This window comes from Nitrobacter sp. JJSN (genome assembly GCF_051912485.1).
In the GTDB taxonomy this organism is placed as follows: Bacteria; Pseudomonadota; Alphaproteobacteria; order Rhizobiales; family Xanthobacteraceae; genus Nitrobacter.
The window spans coordinates 352101-370252 of sequence record NZ_CP196822.1; the positions used below are offsets into that span (position 1 = coordinate 352101).

Below are 18152 nucleotides of genomic sequence, written 5' to 3' on the forward strand. Positions count from 1 at the left end.
AGCTCATCAGCCTTCGACTGACGGGCTTTCGTGATCCTGACCTTCGTACCATGACATCAGGCCGCGGCCCTGTCAGACTTCAATCCGGTAGACGTGGCGTTGCCAGTTACTTTGTAGATCCGACCGGCTTCAGCAGCTTCCGATATCAACGTCAGCTTGAGCTTCTTCCGTATGATGCCAGCAAAGAAGCCGCGTACCGAATGCTGCTGCCAATCCGTGGCCTTCATGATGTCGTCGATCGTTGTACCCTCAGGCTTCATCAGCATCTCGATGACCCGAGCTTGCTTGCTGCCGGCGCGATGCACCGGCCGATCCAACGATCGAGCTGATGCAGAACTACTCTTGTTGACGGGTGCAACCTTGGCGGTCTTGGTCGACACACGGCGCGCTGACTTTGCGCGCCTGGGTGCTATCGCGGATCGAGGTGCAGTTTTGCGGGGCTGTGTTTTCGCCATGTGACGTCTCCGGTTGGTGCAGCATCATCGCTGCCACCACCGAAGCCCCGTCACGGTAAACACACCGGCGGGGCAGGCTATTCGGTGGACGAAGGAGGCACTCAACGCGCCGACAGTAACGCTCCAATCGCCCAGCAATGCCAGTGGTTTCTGAGCAATCTTGTTGCTCAACAGAGCGCGAGCCCGAGTGCGGTTTGCACCACTATGATGTCAAGAAATTCGACTAGCTCTGTCGAAAACGATCAGAATTTGTCTTCCCGAAGTTGCGGGAGAGGTGTCTCGATTTCCCATTTTTGAGACGCTTTGCGCTGCTGGTCGTCGACGATCGGCGACCTGTGCGAGGACTGCTTGGCTCGACGCGAATTCCGGTATCATGCCGCCGCTCGACGGATAAACTGATCCCGCTGTGGTCAACCGGCAACCTTGCGAATGCCACCAACTATACGAGCATGATTGAAATGTTTGCTCCGTGGTGTACTTCTAGGTAGAACATCGGTTATTGCGCCACCCGTCCAATCAATTTGTCTCTAAAATCCCAATTATACGCCTATGCCATTAGCGGCTGAATCGCTTCCGCAATGATCACGAAATCCGGCAACGGCCCGCAGATTCTCGGCAACCGCTACGTCCTATCAAACACGAGTCGTCAGGGCGCGCAGGCAATCGTCACGCAGGCCTATGACCCATCGGAAAGCAAAACCGTTGCGATCAAGCGCATGCGGTTTGGCCCTGAGGACGAGCGGGCGCGAGAAGGTTTCCAGCGCGAGGTCCAGATGCTGCAGGATCTCCGCCATCCCAACATTGTCGAGATGATCGATGTCGACCGCGACGTCGGCGGGAATTGGTACATTGTACTCGAGTGGTTGCCGGACAACCTGGAGACCGTCATCCAGCGGGACGGGCCCTGCTCGTGGGACGACTTCTGGCAGCGTTGCGGCGGCCAGATCCTCGACGCCGTCGTCTACGGTCAGAAAAGGCAGATCGCGCACCGCGACATCAAGCCGAAGAACATTCTGGTGTCGACAGACGGGGTGCCGAAGCTCGCCGACTACGGAATCGCGAAGCTCCTGGACCAGGCGGGCAATTGGGCGCCCGTCAAAGGACTCACGTTCAGGTTCGACTACACCAAAGGCTACACACCGGCGGAACCGGATTCCGCCGAGCATGCACTGACCAGGGACTGCTACGCTTTCGCGGCGGTCGCGCTGTCGTGCCTGACGGGCCGGATCTTCGACCGAGAGGAAGATCCAATGGTCGCCTTGCAGGAGGCCGTTCTACCCGGAAACATCCGCGCTATCTTCGAGCGCTGCCTGAACAAGGCCGCTTCGAAACGTCCCGCATTGGCGTCCGTACTTCTCAGCGAGATCGAGAGGGCGGAGGAAGAGACCAGACGCGCATCCGCCGACGTGTCGGTCTGTCATCTTTCCCTGTCGAACGCCGTCCTGGGGAGGATCTGCTCCCGGATGGAGATTCGGGACCGAAAGGAGGCGGAGCGGTTCGTACGGGATGAACTCGACGAGGTCGCAGGGATCATGCCTGCCGACGCGGCAGCGACCGGCGCTGAGAAAGCCGACGTGGATCTGGTCGGCGCGACCTGGCGGTTTAGATGCCGTTTCAGCGGGCGCCACAACGAGGTGCTCGAGCTGGTACACGTCCTCGAAGTGGACGCCTCACTCGCCACGAGCCTCAGGGACCGCTGTCTGACAAGGCTGATGTCGTTTACCTTCAATCGGGCGAGCGATCCAGAAACGGCGGGACAGCAACTCGCGCTGCTACTCGCCGAGGCGGCCGAGCTTCAACGGCAGTTGGCCGAGGAACGCGAGGCTAGGTCCGGCCAACGGATATTCCGGGTGTGGCGGGGCTACCTGCGGGACCGAGCTGACCTCGAGGCAAAGCGTACGAGCGCCATCAAATACGTCGATCGGAGCATCGCCGAGGATCTCGTGGCGCTGACGACTGATATCGCGCAAAGCGAAGAACTAGTCGGACAGGAGCGCGTTATCACGCTTCCTTCCGGCGGGCGGGTGACCTGCATCGTCGCCGGCATCGCCTTCAACAGGATCATGCTCAACGTGACGTTCGGAGATGCGAGCCGGCTACCGAGGCGCGGAGAGCTCGCGATTAACACGCTCGCCGCTCAACGCGCCCTCGACCATCAGACCGCTGCTCTCAACACCGTTTTCTACGATAGGGCCGTGAGCGCCGAGCTCAAGAGCATCATCCTCAATCCGCGCACGGCGGAACCGGTCGTAGAAGTGGACGACGTGGTTCCGACGAGCGCGGATTTCGACGAGGAAAAGAGGGAGATCCTGGCCAAGGCGTTGGGCGTGCAGGACATCCTCGCAATCGAGGGACCGCCAGGCACGGGCAAGACCAAGCTGATCGCGGAAATCGTCGTCCAGTGGCTGAAGCGCAATCCGCGACACAGAATCCTGTTGTCTTCGCAGACCCACATTGCCCTGGACAATGTCCTTGAGCGGATCGCGGAGACGGGGCTCTCGCTCGAGATGATACGCATCGGGCGAAGCGATGAAACGCGCATCTCGGAACTCGGGCACAAACTCCTGCTGGAGCGGAGGGTCGAAGCCTGGATCAAGGACGTGCGCAAGGTCGCCGAGGCGGATATGCAAAGGTGGGCGGCCGAGAAGAAGGTCGATCGCCAGGCCGTGGCTGTCGGCATGAAGGTCGAGCGTCTCCTGCAGGTGCTCGCGATCCAAAAGGGCCTTCGCGACACCATCGACAGGCAGGAAGCCGACCGGGCTAGCGTTGAGAAGGCGGGCGTCGATTCCGCGGGCGGTCCCGCCGATCAGGACGAGGTCGAGGAGGAGACGACGCAGATCGACAGCGAGATCGGGGTCACCAAGCAGGCGCTCAAGCGGGCGGTGGGCGAGGAAAAGGACCTGCGCGCCGAGTTGCAGAAGATGGGCGATTATGCTGCAGCCCTCGCGCAATCGAAAGACCCGGACGAACTCGGGGAATGGGCCGCCCATTTCCTGGCCGATACGCCTATGATCACGGCATGCCGGGATCGCCTGAAGCTGCTTGAGGACTGGTTTTTGCGGGTCGGACGATCCTCGGATTTCAACGCCGCGATGCTATCGTCTGCGCAGATCATCGCCGGTACCTGCGTCGGCATCGCCGGTGTTCGGGGCATGGAGGAGGTCGCCTACGACCTCTGTATCGTTGACGAGGCGTCTAAGGCGACCGCGACCGAAATTCTGATCCCGCTGTCCCGCAGCAAGCGGTCCATCATCGTCGGCGACCCCGAGCAGCTTCCTCCCTTCTTCGAGCAATTGGGCGACGACCTACTGGAGGAGTTCGAGGCCGAGGAGGTCAAGGCGACACTCCTTGACAGACTACTTGATGATGATGCCGGTCTTCCTGCGGGATGCCGTGCCGACCTCAAGAGCCAGTACCGGATGATTGAGCCGATCGGCGATCTTGTCAGTACTTGTTTCTACAAGCGGAAACTGAAAAGCCCGGTGAAATCGCATGGACTGAAGCTGTCCTTGGCCTTCCCCAAGCCCGTGACCTGGTATTCGACCCAGAACTTGCCCGGCCGGTTCGAGGAGGCTGAAGGGTTAACCTTCAAGAACCCCACCGAAGTCGCGCAGATCCGCAAGATCTTGCTGCGCCTCGAGTTCGTCGCAAAGGCTCAAGAAGAGCGCATTTCGGTCGCGGTCCTGTCGGGCTACACGGCGCAGGTGAGGCTTCTCGGCGAAATGATCCAGCGTGGCGTCGCCGAATGGCCGTCTCTCGACATCTCCTGCTCCAGCGTCGATGCGTTTCAAGGGCGGCAAGCCGATGTCTGCATCTACTCGGTCGTCAGGTCGAACGGTCAGAAGGATCTCGGTTTCTTGCGCGAACGTCCTCGGCTGAACGTCGCCCTGTCGAGGGGTAAGAGCGGTCTCGTGATCGTGGGAGACAACTTCTTCTGCCGAAACGTCCGCGGCAAAAACCCGTTCAGGGCGGTGATCGACTACATCGACAACAACGATCGAACCTGCAAGGCGGAGGAGCTTCAGTGACGCCCGAGCTCGCTGCGAGGAAATATCAGTTCCGCGAGGGCTTCCACCTCGTTGACTACGGGGAAGTCGGATTGCCAATCTTCCGCCTTACGCTTGAGGCCATCACGATGGCGCCGCGGTTCATGCCTACCATCCAGGAATTCGCCATGCGCTGCCTGGCCCTCGGGGAGACGCACGAGGCGGACGTCGCCAACATGCTCGGACTAAAGCTCGACGTTGTCGTCGGCGCTATGAACGTGCTCATCGCGGACGGTTACGTCACGAGGGAGCCGAATAGCGATGGCGCTGACCTCTTCTATCTCACGAAGGCCGGCGAATTGCGTCTCTTATCCGACCGCCTAGAGATTCCGCAAGAGGAGATGATAGTCGTCGATTATGATGGAATCCGCCGAATTCCCTTACGCTTGACGGGTGAGAGCGTTGTGCGCCCCGCCCTGCTTCAAGGAACCGGCGCCGTCCAGATCCGGCCCTATCCGGCGGAGCCGCCGGGGGTCAATGACTTGGTCATTCCGGACATCTCGAAAGTCGTTCGTCGACAGCGGAGCGAAGATTTCCAGCGTACCGTGCTTTCGCTGAAACGCGTGGTCAGGCGAAACAACCTATTCCGGGAGGGGGTTGCCCTCGTCTACGCCGCCGACAAGTCCGACGAGGTCCAGGTGGCGTTCGTCATCGACGACAAACTGTCCGACGCGTATGAACTCGCCTTCGCGCAGCACGGTGGTCCGCGGAAGATGGGTTTCGTGCGGGCGATCTCGGATACCGACTTGAGCAAAAAACTCGAAAAGATGGTCGGCCGCCCCATGTACAGGAGCATGCCGCATCCCGACGCAATAAGGGCGGCGCGCAAATTGGAGGTTGATAGTCTGGTGGAGGTGGATACGCTCAGAAGAGCTGCGGCCGGCTTGCCTCCGCATGGCTCAGATCCCGTCGCCGCGGCCTTGGTGGTGGCCGAAGAACGTCTGGAGGTCGCAAGGCACGAGATAGACGCCTTCGAGGTTCGTCCCCTCGCGTGCTTCGAACAGAATGAGCTTCTCGATGCGGCCTTGAAGTCGGCCCGCAAGTCGTTGGTCATCACCAGTGCCGGAATACAGCCGTCCATCGTCAACGCGGCCAGACTACGCGAAATTGATCTGTTGATTGGAGAAGGCGTCCAAATTGAGATCGAGTCCTATCTCGTTCCACAGACTGAACCGCGCAAAGGTGGTCGATACGATCCCCTGTCGGAATTGACCCGCCGCACAGCTAAAAGCGGACTGTCGATCCGGAAAGGCCAGACCCAAGACTTCTTTTTCCTGGTCCAGGACGATGAACTGGCGGTCATCTCGACGCGTCCGTTCCTCGGCGAAGTCTCGCGGCGGATGGGTTTCATGCGAGTCCAAGGTCTCGTGACCCGCAAGCCAGCGTTCGTCGAAGAGATCAGGAGCATCGTGCTCGGCAGCAGCAGCGCGGTGGGACGACATGGCAACTGACCGTCGGGTGTGGATCGCTACTCACGTCGGCCGCGTAAGAAGCGCGAACGAAGACCTCTACCTCGTTGGAGATCGGATCGGTTGCGATCCGATCGACGCCTGGTCTGGAACGCTTGCAGGCGGTCGCGGCTGGGCCGTGATCGCCGATGGCATGGGCGGGCACGAAGGTGGAAAGGTAGCCAGTCGCGTCGTCGTCGAAGCTGTCGCAGGGGCGATCGATCGCGCACACGACGAGGCAAGTGTTACGTCGATGATCGACGATGCCAACCGCAGGCTGTTCGAGGAAATGTATTCCGGAGCGGGCAGACCCGGGATGGGCACGACAATTGTCGGAGCTCTCTTCTTCGATCGCGAAGCGCTTGTATTCAACGTCGGCGACAGTCGCGCTTACGAGATCCGACGGAGCCGATTGCTCCAGTTGAGCAGGGACGATACGTTGGACGCCGATCGAAGTCGAAGAGGCGGCCGCAGCCACGCGCTTACTCAATCGCTAGGCGGCACGACGAAACCGCTTGCCTTGCGCCCCCACATCCGGCGCCTTCCGCTTGAGGATCATGTCGGCATAATGCTCTGCTCGGACGGTCTCAGCGACATGGTCCAAGAAGACGAAATGAGTCGTCTCCTCTCCCAAAGCTCGGGCGAGCCTGCTGAGAGCCTTGTCGCAGCTGCGCTCGAAGCCGGCGGAAAGGACAACGTGACTGTGATCGTCATCGGCTCAAGGACGTAACGGATTTGGAAAAGCGCGGCAGTCGTGATCAATTAGCTCGTTCTCGTCCTCGACTCCCAAGACCAGCCATGGCAGAGGCCGTCAAAGGTGCGCCATGACAACGATTTTGTTTGAGGAAAGATTGCTGCCCTGGGTGACTGCAAATGAATACGATCAGCAATCGAGAAAGCTAGTTCGGGTAATCTGCTGATGAAGCCAATTGATACGACACATAGACAGGAAAAGGGTGCTCCGACGCAAAGGCATGCTTCGTATGATTTCGTTGAGCTGAACCGGACATTCCACGAGCTCTCGAAATACGCGAGGGAGAGCGATGAATTCGATCTTTCCGAGGCGTTTCACGTAGGCACCGCGCTGACGTGGACGGACCTGCTCAAGAACTACCGAACCGTCATTTTATCCGAAGCGGGCTCGGGCAAAACCGAAGAAATTCGTGCGACAGCCAGGAAACTGTGCTCTGAGGGCAAGGCGGCATTTTTTCTTCGACTCGAACACATCGCAAATGACTTCGATGTCGCTTTTGAAGTCGGTTCACTGGACGAATTCGACGCCTGGCTGGCCTCCAACGGCGAAGCTTGGCTGCTTCTCGATTCAGTCGATGAAGCGCGCCTGCGCGATCCACGAGATTTCGATCTCGCCGTGCGGAAGCTGGGCAGCCGTGTGAAGTTGGCCACACAACGGGTCCATATCATCTTGACTGGTCGGGCACATGCCTGGCGTCCAAAAAGCGATCCCGAGCTTTGTGAGCGGTGGCTCCCGTTCGGGGCAGCGCAGATCAATGTTTACAAAAACGAACCCTCCGACACGGCTGTGCCAGAGGACGACGAAGAAGCCATCGGAAACACGGAAACGCACCGCCAGGAGAATGAGCCCGTATTTAGGATCGTGGCGCTTGATGACCTGAAGAAGGGGCAGATCGAGGCGTTTTCTGCCGCCAAAGGTATCGCAGAGACAAAGCCTTTCATCGACGCTATCGAGCGCGCGGATGCTTGGTCCTTTACGTCGCGCCCGCAGGACTTGCAGGAGCTGGTCGATTTCTGGCTGGACCAAAACCGTATCGGAACGCGCCTGGAAATCATGCATAACAGTATCGAGCGACGGCTGACAGAGTTCTCAGAAAATCGTGCTGAACTCAAGCCTTTGTCATCCAACCGCGCGCGAGAAGGTGTCCGGCTTTTGGCAGCCGCGACGACGTTAGGGCGCGACCAAACCATCCAGATTCAAGACGGGACGGACAATAAGAACGGGATCCGCACCGGTTCGGTTCTTGGCGATTGGGAAGCCCCGGATCAGTCGACTCTGTTGTCGCGCCCGATTTTCGATCAAATGATATATGGCACTGTGCGTTTCCACCACAGGCCTGTTCGCGAATATCTGGCGGCAGAATGGCTTGCTGAACTGCTGAAGCGTCCTGCATCGCGACGGAGCATTGAGGCGCTTTTGTTCCGGAATCAATACGGGCTGGACGTAATCGTTCCTACGACACGGCCCATACTGCCGTGGCTCGCAATTCTTGATGAACCCATTCGCGAACGGTTGCGGAAAATAGCGCCAGAAGTGCTTTTTGAGGGCGGTGACCCCAGCGCACTTCCATTGCCGACGCGGCGCATCATTCTCGGCGAGGTATGTGAGCAAATCGCAAGCGATAGGGCAGGCATGGAGGCTACGAGCTATGCGGCGGTCCAGCGTTTCGCGAATGACGATCTGGTGGAGGATATTAGAGGGCTGCTGAAGCTTTATGAAAGCAATGACGAGCTTCGGGGATTCTTGGTCCGCATGATCTGGCTTGGCGAGTTGAAGGATTTGCTGCCAGAAGCCAAACATGTCGCCCTGACACCCGGAGTTTCTAAATATACGCGCATTGCGGCCTTTCGTGGAGTCGGCGCGGTTGGCACCGCGGCGGATCATGAAGAGCTCCGGCAAGCATTCTTGAAAGAGGCCGAGCCTCTCGATCGGCATTGGCTCGGCGAGCTGCTATCAGATTTGCAGCCTACCGAAGCGTTGACAGATTGGCTTCTCGCGACTGTAGCAAAGGCCGCCGACAAGGAGAAATACACTGTCGATCACTTGGATGATTCTGTCACCAAGTTCGTTGAAGGCACTCCTCTGGAGTCTTTGCCGAAACTGATTACTGGACTGGAAGCGTTGCTCGCGCAGCCACCTTATATTGAAGGTGGATACTGCGAAGTTTCAAAGCGGTTTGCGTGGTTGCTCAAGGCGGCTGCCGCCGGCGTTGAGCGGTTGATAGGAATACGTCATCCGTTTGCCCGCGATCCGAAATCGCTGGAGGTTCTCTACAAGCTGAGGAGCTTGCGCGACTGGCACGAAGAGACGCGTGAAATCAAAACTTCATTCGCAACGCTCGTGCATGCATGGTCCGAGCTGAACAAGGAATCTTTCTGGTACGATGTTCGAGCCTCGCGCCGTCGTATGCATAAGAAACCTGGCGATAGACTGACATTCTATAGACAAGCGGCATTCTTCGGCTCTTTCTGGTCATTTGGGCCAGATGACTTCGAATACGCCTGCGACGCAGTTACGCAACAGCCAGAACAGGACGACAAGCTAGTCGCCCTATCGCTGGCGTTTGACCTGTATGTTCAAGCTGGACGTACAAGGCCGCACCGGCAAAGGCTCAAAACGATCGTTGCAGGCAACCAGGAACTCGAAGAGCGGCTGGGAATCTTCTTCAAACCGCCTAGGCAGGATTGGCGTAAGGAAGAGCGGAAGTGGAAACGGCTGTCTGCGGACCGAAAGAAGCGCGACGAGAAAAATAGGGAGAAATCGAAAGCGTATCTGCAAACGCATCTCGATGGGATCAGGAGCCCGACCTTCCCCGACCCCACGGCGATTTCCAAATCGCAATGGTATCTCCATGACCGCATCCGGGAGATTAAAGACGGTCATACGGACTGGACGGCTACGCAGTGGCGGGCGCTCATTCCTGAGTACGGAGAAGAGGTCGCGCGGGCCTATCGAGATGGTGTGGTGGGCTATTGGCGGAAGAACAAACCAATCGTCCTTTCGGAAGGAGCGACCAAAAATTCGACGCCGAATACTGCAATTTTTGGTCTCACGGGCGTAACCCTCGAAGCAGCAGAAACCCCCAATTGGGCTGCCACGATTACCGCCCAAGAGGTCGAGCTCGCCTGCCGGTACGCAACATTCCAACTAAATGGCTGGCCCGTCTGGTTCCCCAAGCTCTTTGAGGCGCACCCGGATATCTGTGCCGTCTTCCTGATGAAAGAGATCGCCTACGAGTTGTCCGTTGTTGACGGCGATCTGAACTACATTTTGAGCGACATCAGTTGGTCTGGATCATGGGCGTGGAACTACCTGGATATTCCGATTCTAGAGTTGCTTGAGAAGTCGGATCCGCAGAACTCTGCGATCTTGGACAAGCTGCTCAAGATTATGCAGGGCTCGGAGCTGAGTGATGAAAAGTTAGCGGAACTCGCAGCCCGGAAGACCAAAACTGCTACGACCTTGCAGCATGCAGCTTGCTGGTTCGCAGCATGGATCGGCGTAGAGCCTGCGATGGCGATCCCCGCGCTCGAAAGCCGGTTGAACGCAATCCCGTTGGAGGAACAAACGACGTTTGCAATGCAGGTCGTGACACGCCTTTGGGGCAGCCGCAGGTCTGAAACGAGTTCTGCGCGCCCTGGATATCGCGCCGCCCAGCATCTAAAGAGTCTTTATTTATTGATGCACCGATACATCCGCCGCGAAGACGATATTGAACGTGCTGGCAAAGGGGTGTACTCGCCGGGGCTGCGCGATGAGGCACAAGAGGCAAGAAACCGCTTGTTTGATGAGCTGAATAAGCTTTCCGGAAAAGAGGCTTTTCTTGCACTGAAGGAAATCGCGGACACCCATCCAGACCCGCGTACGCGGGCATGGATTCGTGTTCTGATGCGTAGAAAGGCGGAAAACGATGCAGATATTGCACCGTGGACACCCGCCCAGGTCCGTGAATTTCACGAAAAGCTGGACAACACCCCGAAGACGCCACGCGAGCTTGCTGACCTCGCGGTTCTTCGATTTCTCGACCTGAAAGACGAATTGGAGAATGGAGATGATAGCGTTGCCAGCATTTTGATGAAGGTCGATGAAGAGACAAAGATGCGCAACTACCTCGGGCACGAGCTTCGAAACAAGGCATTCGGACGCTACAGCATCCCGCAAGAGGAAGAGCTGGCAGATGCAAAGCGGCCTGACCTCCGTTTTCACGGTACGGGGTTCGACGGACCGATTCCGACAGAATTGAAACTCGCGGACGGATGGACCGGACCACAATTGTTTGAGCGCCTTGAGAACCAACTGGCAGGCGATTATCTGCGCGACAATCGATCGAACCGAGGAATTTTCGCACTCGTCTATCGCGGCCAGAAGCAAGGCTGGGACGTTCCGAACGCGCCGAACCGCGTGGACTTCGATGGGCTTGTCGAGGCGCTCCAAAAATACTGGCAGGAAATTTCCGGGCGGTTCCACAACATCGAGGACATCACCGTCATTGGCATTGATCTTACGAAGCGTCAGGGGGCTAGGCGCGGCCAAACCATTTAAGATGATAGCCGGCGGAGAGGACCAATGTCCGAGCTTGGCGTGTAGGTGCCAAAAGGGGGATACGACCTTTTACCAATGGATACAGGAGAGCGAAGGTCTTCCAAGATCCCCGAATCCTTTCGAAGAGCACGCTGTAAACCGGCGCTGAACAAAGCCCCTTGAAGCTGCAGCGGTAACTTCTTGTGACAAGTAACCGAATCTACGTCGGAGTGGGGTCACGATCGGCGCCGATCGTGACCCCACTCCGATCGGCTTTTTTCGATTGTCTTTATGGCGTTACTGCCGGCACCTGCAGCGATCTGACCCCTGCGCCGATTCACACAGATGGGAGCGAATTGTATGATCAAAGACATTATTCTTCATCTGGAACGTGACTCCTCTCGGGATACCGTTCGCGATTTCGCTGCTTCGATAGCCGAAACTTTCGCTGCGCATCTGACGGGAGTTATATTTAACTTTGCGACGAACATTCCCGCAGAAGCTATCGACGATCTATTTGCCGAGAGCGAAGCAGAGGCGCGCGGTGCAATTGACCGTTTTGAGTTGGCCATGAAGCGCGGCGGTCTTTCGGCTGAATCGCGGCTTATCTTTGGAACGCCTAAGACGTTTTCGGAGATGGCGCGGTGTTTCGATCTAAGCATCATAATGCAATCTGACGATAATGATGGCATCAATAACAGCATTCTGATCGAAGCGGCGCTGCTTGATTCTGGCCGGCCGCTCATTGTCGTTCCTAGCATCCAGCAGGGCGGGTTAAAGCTCGACCGGATCGTTTGCTGTTGGGATGGAAGTCACACCGCAGCGCGTGCCATCAATGATGCGTTGCCGCTGCTGAAGAAAGCCAATGCTGTCGAACTGTTTATTGTGAAAAATGAAAAGGCCGCGAATGAGCAGGTACTTCGCGGAACCGAAATCAGCCGGCATCTCGCTCGACATGATGTCAAGGTCGAGGTGGAAACGGTGCCTGCTGCTGATATCGATGTGGCGAATGCCATTCTGTCGCACATTGCTGACGGTCCGACGAGCCTGCTTGTGATGGGCGGCTATGGACATTCTCGCCTCCGTGAATTCTTGTTTGGTGGAGCGACGCGCGGAATGCTGTCGGCGATGACGGTTCCTGTTTTCATGTCGCACTAACAGGCTGTTGAAGAAGGCCTGATCGCAGTTCGCAAAGAGCAGGGCATTGGTTACAATAGCGTCAGAACGCATCGATCCCTGAACAAGGATGCGCCGGTTTCTCGCCCGGTTCAGCGAACCGGTGTGATCAGTTCACGCGCCATCCTGGGCGGACTTCATCACCGCTACGCCCGTGTTTAAGTTTTCGGTTGTCCCTGTCGCAAACTCAATCCGGCTGGCGGTTGATCGAGAATTGGGCGATGCTGCTGCCCGATGTTGGATTTGTGCAGACTGATCTTTGGAATGGTGATGGATCTGCTGCGGTCGCGAGTAGCGCTTGAGGCAGAAGTTCTAGTCTTGAGGCAACAAATCAATGTGCTGCGGCGAACCCGTTCCAGGAGGCCTCCCTTCATCTCGATCGACCGTCTGATATTGGGAGGTATCTGCGGACTGTTTCCAAAAATGTATGATGTACTGGCGATCGTCCGACCGGACACCGTGATCCGTTGGCATCGTGCTGGTTTCAGATCGTATTGGCGCTGGAAATCGAAGCGTCGCTACGGTCGACCGGCCGTACCGTTAGAAATTCGCCGGCTGATCCGCGAGATGAGCACCGCCAATCCGCTGTGGGGAGCGCCGCGGATCCATGGCGAGCTTCTCAAGCTTGGCATCGAGATTGGCCAGACCAGCGTGGCCAAGTATATGGCGCGGAGGAGGGCTCCTCCGTCGCAGGGTTGGAACACCTTCCTTCGTAACCATGCTGACGGTATCGCCGCGATGGACCTTTTCGTCGTGCCGACAATCTCATTCCGGCTGCTCTATGGATTGCTGATCATGGGCCATGGCCGGCGGAAAATCCTGTGGTTTGGGGTCACCGCGCAACCGACGGCCGAATGGATCGCCAATCAACTGACGGAGGCGTGTGGCTGGGAGCAAATCCCTCGTTACCTGATCCGGGATCGCGATGGCGCATACGGCGAAATATTCATACGCCGGGTTCGATCCATCGGCATTCGAGATCGTCCGACGTCTCCTCGCTCACCGTGGCAAAATGCGTATGCAGAACGGCTGATCGGATCGATCCGCAGGGAATGCGTTGATCATATCGTGGTATTCGGCGAACGCCATCTGCGCCACGTGCTGCTCTCGTACATGAGCTACTACAATGGCACGCGCACCCATTTATCATTAAACAAGGACGCACCGATGTCACGCGTCGCCGAGACAGCCGGACGCATTAGCTGTCGTCCGATTCTGGGCGGACTGCACCATCAATATGCCAGGGTTTGATTTGCGGTAGGCACAACCGCCTGCATCGCCCTTGCAGCGGCGGCGCAAAGCGCGGCGACGTTACAAGGGAGAGCCCGGTGTCGGCACGATCGAGGTGGAGATCAGCGGCGTCACCGTTCGCATTGGGCACGACGCTCCAGCCACCACGATTGCCGCGGTTCTGCAGGCCTTGAGAACCGGCGCGTGATCGGCCTGAAAACGACGCTTACCATCCATCTGTAAACCGGCGCTGAACAAAGCCCCTTGAAGCTACAGCGGTAACTTCTTGTGACAAGTAACGGAATCTACGTCGGAGTGGGGTCACGGTTGGCGCCGATCGTGACCCATTCCGATCGGCGTTTTTCGATTGTCTTTATGGCGTTACTGCCGGCACCTGCAGTGATCTGACCCCTGTGCCGATTCACAGAGAGACTGGCGCGTGCGTCCTGCTGCGTCTACGGCGCGTGGGATGCACCCTTGTAATCATGCAGAAAGCGCGCGATCCGAGAGCTTAGCTCTGCGGGATCATAGGCATTGTCCGCAGTAGCACGCTGAAAGATGGCCCGCTGGATGTCGGTCGGAAGATCATGCCACACGCCCACCAAAGCGGCGCCGAGACATTCCAAAATGCGGCGCTCCGTCTCTGGCAAGTCGCTCACATCGTAGCGGAAGGGCGACGGCACGGCCGGTGCTCCTCCTTCGTCGTCCCAACGGCCGAGATCTGTGGTCATCTGGTTTGCGGCTTTCGTGCGTTGCGACTGCTTCTTCGCCATTGCCGTATACCACACAAACAGCGTGCTACGATCGCAACGTTCTACCAGCTCGACAGGTCTCAGTGTCTATTCAGGCAGCGCAAAACAAACGTCCCTAACCGGCGTGCGAAACGGCGCGCGTGAGCGTAGAGGCCATTCAGTTTACTTCTTACGGGGCCTGGCAGCGTCAGACTGCATAAGGCCCTTCATGCTTGGAGCCGCGGCGATCACTTTGGGATTTTCTTTCTTCGGTTTCTTTGCTTCGCGGTTCCCACGTTGCTCACCTTTAGCCATGGTTCATTCCCCCGACCACGGACGGGCTGTCGGTAACACTAGCACGGCGGCGAGACGCTCGGTGCGGCATTCTGTATCGGTAAACTGAATATGAGCATCCCTCTACGCACCAATTACCCGACCCGAGAGATCGGGCGGCAGGTCGACCACGAGGCGTTGAAGCGCCACGACTACCACGATCAGGGGATTGTGGTGGCTCGGATCGACGATCAGCGACTCAGTGAGTGGGAACGCCAGTTCCTCAAGAACGTGGGGGAATAAGCTGTACGGGCAGCGATGATGGAAAGTCCTCGACCATTGCGGCCGGAGCTTACCGGTGTTCTGCAACGTGCTGGGGTGTCTACCGAGCGCGCGGTGCGGATTGTCAGTCCGACCTCTGAGATTTAACCGAGGTAGTGTTCAAGCGCCAGCATGGCATAGCCAGTGGCTAAGAACACATGAGCTGCTGCATGATAATCTATCATGGTTGAGCTCCTTTCTTATTTCGCGCTGGCTAGCCAGGTCGCGAGCCGATCTTTGCCGGCCGGTAGCAAGTCTAACGTAGGGTGGAGCAGTCCGGTAGCTCGCTTGGCTCATAACCAAGAGGTCACGGGTTCGAATCCCGCCCATGCAACCGTCAGTCCTTGGGACCGGGCCAATAAACATCGACGATATTTAACTTAGCGCGCCTGAAATAATCGTCCATTTGTTCTGATCCGATAAGTTCGTCGATGAGCCGCCAAATGTAGTATTGGCGCTTAGGGATGTCCTTCGACCCCTGAGCCGGACATGGCAGACCGGCCCTTCCGCCGTCAACGAGAACTCGCAGCCCGCGATAAACCGGAACGCCGTTGTACCTAAAATCGACCCAAGATGAAGAAGCGTGCTTATCAGAAAATGATTGCGCCCAGTCTTCCACAAAGTCGGCGCGATGGGTGAGGCCAAGGGCGATGGATATCCGGAGGTCGGAACGATAGCTGAGCAGTGAGTGATGTTCATGCACTTCTACCCATGGCACTTGGTGCAGTCCTCCAGAGACTTGCTGGATGTCCTGAGCGAAGGTAGGGCGGTCGAACACCGTCCAGTCTGAAGCATCACTCTCCTCAATCGTTTTCAATAGCTCTTCTAGCTTCACCGCAGGCTCCTTTGAATTCAATCAAACAAAATCAAACCTGACTGAAATAAAATCAAATGGCTAGAGACGGGGCAAGACCTAACGCTGGACGAGCGCTCTCAATGCGTTTCGATCTCCCTAAATCGGGAAAACCTTATGGACCGCGATGCCCTCGATCAGACGATCAGAAGGCGCCGGGCGTCGGTGACCGCCGCAAGGCGATGCTGCAGGACATCGCCATCCTGACCGGCGGCCAGGCGATCAGCGAAGACCTCGGCATCAAGCTTGAGAATGTCACGCTCGCCATGCTCGGTCGCGCCAAGAAAGTGATGATCGACAAGGAGAACACCACCATTGTCAGCGGCGCCGGCAAGAAGGTCGATATCGAAGCCCGCGTGGCGCAGATCAAGGCGCAGATCGAGGAAACCACTTCGGACTACGACCGCGACAAGCTGCAGGAGCGTCTGGCCAAGCTCGCGGGCGGCGTCGCGGTGATCCGCGTCGGCGGCGCCACCGAGATCGAGGTGAAAGAGCGCAAGGATCGCGTCGATGACGCGATGCATGCGACCCGCGCCGCGGTCGAGGAAGGCATCGTTCCGGGTGGCGGCGTCGAGCTGCTCCGCGCCTCCGAGCAGCTCAAGCGCATCAAGACCCAGAACGACGACCAGAAGACCGGCGTCGAGATCGTGCGCAAGGCGCTGTCCGCGCCGGCCCGCCAGATCGCGATCAACGCGGGCGAGGACGGCAGCGTCATCATCGGCAAGATCCTCGAGAAGGAGCAGTATTCGTATGGCTTCGACTCGCAAACCGGCGAATACGGCAACCTCGTCTCCAAGGGCATCATCGACCCGACCAAGGTCGTGCGTGCAGCGATCCAGAACGCAGCTTCGGTTGCGGGTCTTCTGATCACCACGGAAGCAATGGTGGCCGAACTTCCGAAGAAGAATGCCCCAGCAATGCTAGGTGGCGGCGGTGGCGTGGGTGGCATGGACTTCTAATTCTGTACGTTCAGAACCAAGGAATTTTCTCACCGAACTCAGAGCCAACTGCTATTGTTCCGTAGACCTGATTTCGTGTCACGGAGATGTCTTCCGTCCGGTTCGCATGCTTGGGAACCGGCGAAGTTATAAGGCGCTTTCCCGGCAACTACGGCAGCTTCATGAGGCCTACATGGTCGAAGCCGCGCCCCGCAATTTCACGATCAATTTTGGGCCGCAACATCCCGCGGCGCACGGGGTCTTGCGTCTCGTGTTGGAACTTGACGGCGAAGTCGTCCGGCGCGTCGACCCGCATATTGGTCTCCTGCATCGCGGCACCGAGAAGCTGATCGAGCATAAGACTTACCTGCAGGCGCTGCCTTACTTCGACCGGCTCGACTATGTCGCGCCCATGAACCAGGAACATGCGTTCTGTCTGGCAACCGAGAAGCTGCTTAACATCACAATTCCGAAACGGGGCCAGCTCATCCGTGTGCTTTACTGTGAAATCGGACGGCTACTTTCGCACCTTCTCAATGTCACGACCCAAGCGATGGACGTCGGCGCGCTCACCCCGCCGCTATGGGGTTTTGAAGAGCGCGAAAAATTGATGGTGTTCTACGAGCGCGCGTCCGGCGCGCGCATGCACGCCAACTATTTTCGAGTTGGCGGCGTGCATCAAGATCTTCCATCGAAGCTCCTCGACGACATTTGGGATTTTTGCGACCCGTTCCTCAAGGTGTGCGACGACCTTGAGGGTCTGCTGACTGAAAATCGTATTTTTAAGCAACGCAATGTCGGGATCGCCGAGGTCAAGCTCGCAGACGCGTGGGGATGGGGTTTCTCAGGTGTCATGGTGCGCGGTTCCGGCGCCGCTTGGGACCTGCGCAAGGCGCAACCCTACGAATGTTATTCCGAACTCGATTTTGACATTCCCATTGGAAAGCATGGCGATTGTTACGACCGCTATCTCGTGCGGATGGAAGAGATGCGTCAATCTGTGCGTATCATGAAGCAATGCCTGGAGAAGCTACGGCTGCCCGAAGGACAGGGGCCCGTCGCCACGAGAGACCACAAGATCGTTCCGCCGTCGCGCGCGGAAATGAAACGGTCGATGGAGGCGATGATCGAGCATTTCAAGCTCTACACTGAGGGCCACCGCGTTCCTGCCGGCGAGGTCTACGTCGCCGTGGAAGCTCCGAAGGGCGAATTCGGCGTCTATCTCGTCTCCGATGGCACCAACCAGCCGTACAAGTGCAAGATCCGCGCTCCTTCCTTCGCCCATCTTTCGGCCATGGACTTCCTTACGCGCGGCCACATGTTGGCTGACGTTTCCGCAATCATCGGATCGCTCGATATTGTATTCGGGGAGATTGATCGATGAAGCTGTGGTTTCGGTGTGTTAG

At 57.7% G+C, this 18152-nt stretch carries 12 protein-coding genes, 1 tRNA gene and 1 pseudogene; 11 read left to right on the forward strand and 3 right to left on the reverse strand.

Features of this window, described 5'->3' with window-relative positions; translation table 11 throughout:
• Positions 1-56: 56 nt before the first annotated feature.
• Positions 57-380: a DUF3489 domain-containing protein gene (locus ACSZOQ_RS01685; RefSeq protein ID WP_439924383.1), complete on the reverse strand. Its 324-nt coding sequence runs from the start codon at positions 378-380 to the stop codon at positions 57-59.
• 653 nt (positions 381-1033) lie between these two features.
• Here ACSZOQ_RS01685 and ACSZOQ_RS01690 point away from each other — a divergent pair.
• The 7 genes from ACSZOQ_RS01690 to ACSZOQ_RS01720 all read left to right on the forward strand — a co-directional run bounded on the left by ACSZOQ_RS01690 (position 1034) and on the right by ACSZOQ_RS01720 (position 13838).
• Complete coding sequence (locus tag ACSZOQ_RS01690) at positions 1034-4483, forward strand: AAA domain-containing protein (RefSeq protein WP_439924384.1); 3450 nt, start codon at positions 1034-1036, stop codon at positions 4481-4483.
• Positions 4480-5952: a hypothetical protein gene (locus tag ACSZOQ_RS01695; protein WP_439924385.1), complete on the forward strand. Its 1473-nt coding sequence runs from the start codon at positions 4480-4482 to the stop codon at positions 5950-5952. The genes ACSZOQ_RS01690 and ACSZOQ_RS01695 overlap by 4 nt, the downstream gene beginning before the upstream one ends.
• Complete coding sequence (locus ACSZOQ_RS01700; RefSeq protein ID WP_439924386.1) at positions 5942-6679, forward strand: PP2C family protein-serine/threonine phosphatase; 738 nt, start codon at positions 5942-5944, stop codon at positions 6677-6679. The genes ACSZOQ_RS01695 and ACSZOQ_RS01700 overlap by 11 nt, the downstream gene beginning before the upstream one ends.
• 189 nt (positions 6680-6868) lie before the next feature.
• Positions 6869-11245, forward strand: a complete 4377-nt coding sequence (locus ACSZOQ_RS01705) for a hypothetical protein (RefSeq protein ID WP_439924387.1) — start codon at positions 6869-6871, stop codon at positions 11243-11245.
• 339 nt (positions 11246-11584) lie between these two features.
• A complete protein-coding gene (locus ACSZOQ_RS01710) occupies positions 11585-12382 on the forward strand; it encodes a universal stress protein (RefSeq protein WP_439924388.1) in 798 nt (265 codons plus the stop codon).
• A 282-nt stretch (positions 12383-12664) separates the two neighbouring features.
• Entirely contained in the window at positions 12665-13651 is a 987-nt protein-coding gene (locus ACSZOQ_RS01715; protein ID WP_439924389.1) for an integrase core domain-containing protein, read from the forward strand.
• Between the two features lie 31 nt (positions 13652-13682).
• Complete coding sequence (locus ACSZOQ_RS01720) at positions 13683-13838, forward strand: hypothetical protein (protein WP_439924390.1); 156 nt, start codon at positions 13683-13685, stop codon at positions 13836-13838.
• A 247-nt stretch (positions 13839-14085) separates the two neighbouring features.
• On the opposite strand, the gene ACSZOQ_RS01725 is transcribed toward ACSZOQ_RS01720, so the two are convergent.
• Positions 14086-14403 carry a hypothetical protein gene (locus tag ACSZOQ_RS01725; protein WP_439924391.1) on the reverse strand — a complete coding sequence of 106 codons (318 nt, stop codon included), beginning with the start codon at positions 14401-14403 and terminating at the stop codon, positions 14086-14088.
• A gap of 363 nt (positions 14404-14766) precedes the next feature.
• Between ACSZOQ_RS01725 and ACSZOQ_RS01730 the strand changes: the two genes are divergently transcribed.
• Positions 14767-14937, forward strand: coding sequence for a hypothetical protein (locus ACSZOQ_RS01730; RefSeq protein ID WP_439924392.1), 171 nt, complete (start codon positions 14767-14769; stop codon positions 14935-14937).
• Positions 14938-15215: 278 nt separating this feature from the next.
• Positions 15216-15289: transfer RNA gene (locus tag ACSZOQ_RS01735), tRNA-Met, on the forward strand.
• Positions 15290-15292: 3 nt separating this feature from the next.
• Here ACSZOQ_RS01735 and ACSZOQ_RS01740 read toward each other — a convergent pair.
• Positions 15293-15790, reverse strand: coding sequence for a hypothetical protein (locus ACSZOQ_RS01740; RefSeq protein WP_439924393.1), 498 nt, complete (start codon positions 15788-15790; stop codon positions 15293-15295).
• Between the two features lie 167 nt (positions 15791-15957).
• Here ACSZOQ_RS01740 and groEL point away from each other — a divergent pair.
• Together groEL and ACSZOQ_RS01750 are read left to right on the forward strand one after the other, a co-directional pair.
• Positions 15958-16767, forward strand: a pseudogene (groEL, locus tag ACSZOQ_RS01745) (chaperonin GroEL); the annotation flags it as partial.
• 172 nt (positions 16768-16939) lie between these two features.
• Positions 16940-18130: an NADH-quinone oxidoreductase subunit D gene (locus tag ACSZOQ_RS01750; protein WP_011509706.1), complete on the forward strand. Its 1191-nt coding sequence runs from the start codon at positions 16940-16942 to the stop codon at positions 18128-18130.
• Positions 18131-18152 lie beyond the last annotated feature (22 nt).

Bases quoted from the DNA above. Each gene is read 5' to 3' on its own strand.
- ACSZOQ_RS01725 (WP_439924391.1), bottom strand. From the start codon at position 14,403: ATGGCGAAGAAGCAGTCGCAACGCACGAAAGCCGCAAACCAGATGACC.
- ACSZOQ_RS01710 (WP_439924388.1), top strand. From the start codon at position 11,585: ATGATCAAAGACATTATTCTTCATCTGGAACGTGACTCCTCTCGGGAT.
- ACSZOQ_RS01690 (WP_439924384.1), top strand. From the start codon at position 1,034: ATGATCACGAAATCCGGCAACGGCCCGCAGATTCTCGGCAACCGCTAC.
- ACSZOQ_RS01715 (WP_439924389.1), top strand. From the start codon at position 12,665: ATGGTGATGGATCTGCTGCGGTCGCGAGTAGCGCTTGAGGCAGAAGTT.
- ACSZOQ_RS01730 (WP_439924392.1), top strand. From the start codon at position 14,767: ATGAGCATCCCTCTACGCACCAATTACCCGACCCGAGAGATCGGGCGG.
- ACSZOQ_RS01750 (WP_011509706.1), top strand. From the start codon at position 16,940: ATGGTCGAAGCCGCGCCCCGCAATTTCACGATCAATTTTGGGCCGCAA.
- ACSZOQ_RS01700 (WP_439924386.1), top strand. From the start codon at position 5,942: ATGGCAACTGACCGTCGGGTGTGGATCGCTACTCACGTCGGCCGCGTA.
- ACSZOQ_RS01705 (WP_439924387.1), top strand. From the start codon at position 6,869: ATGAAGCCAATTGATACGACACATAGACAGGAAAAGGGTGCTCCGACG.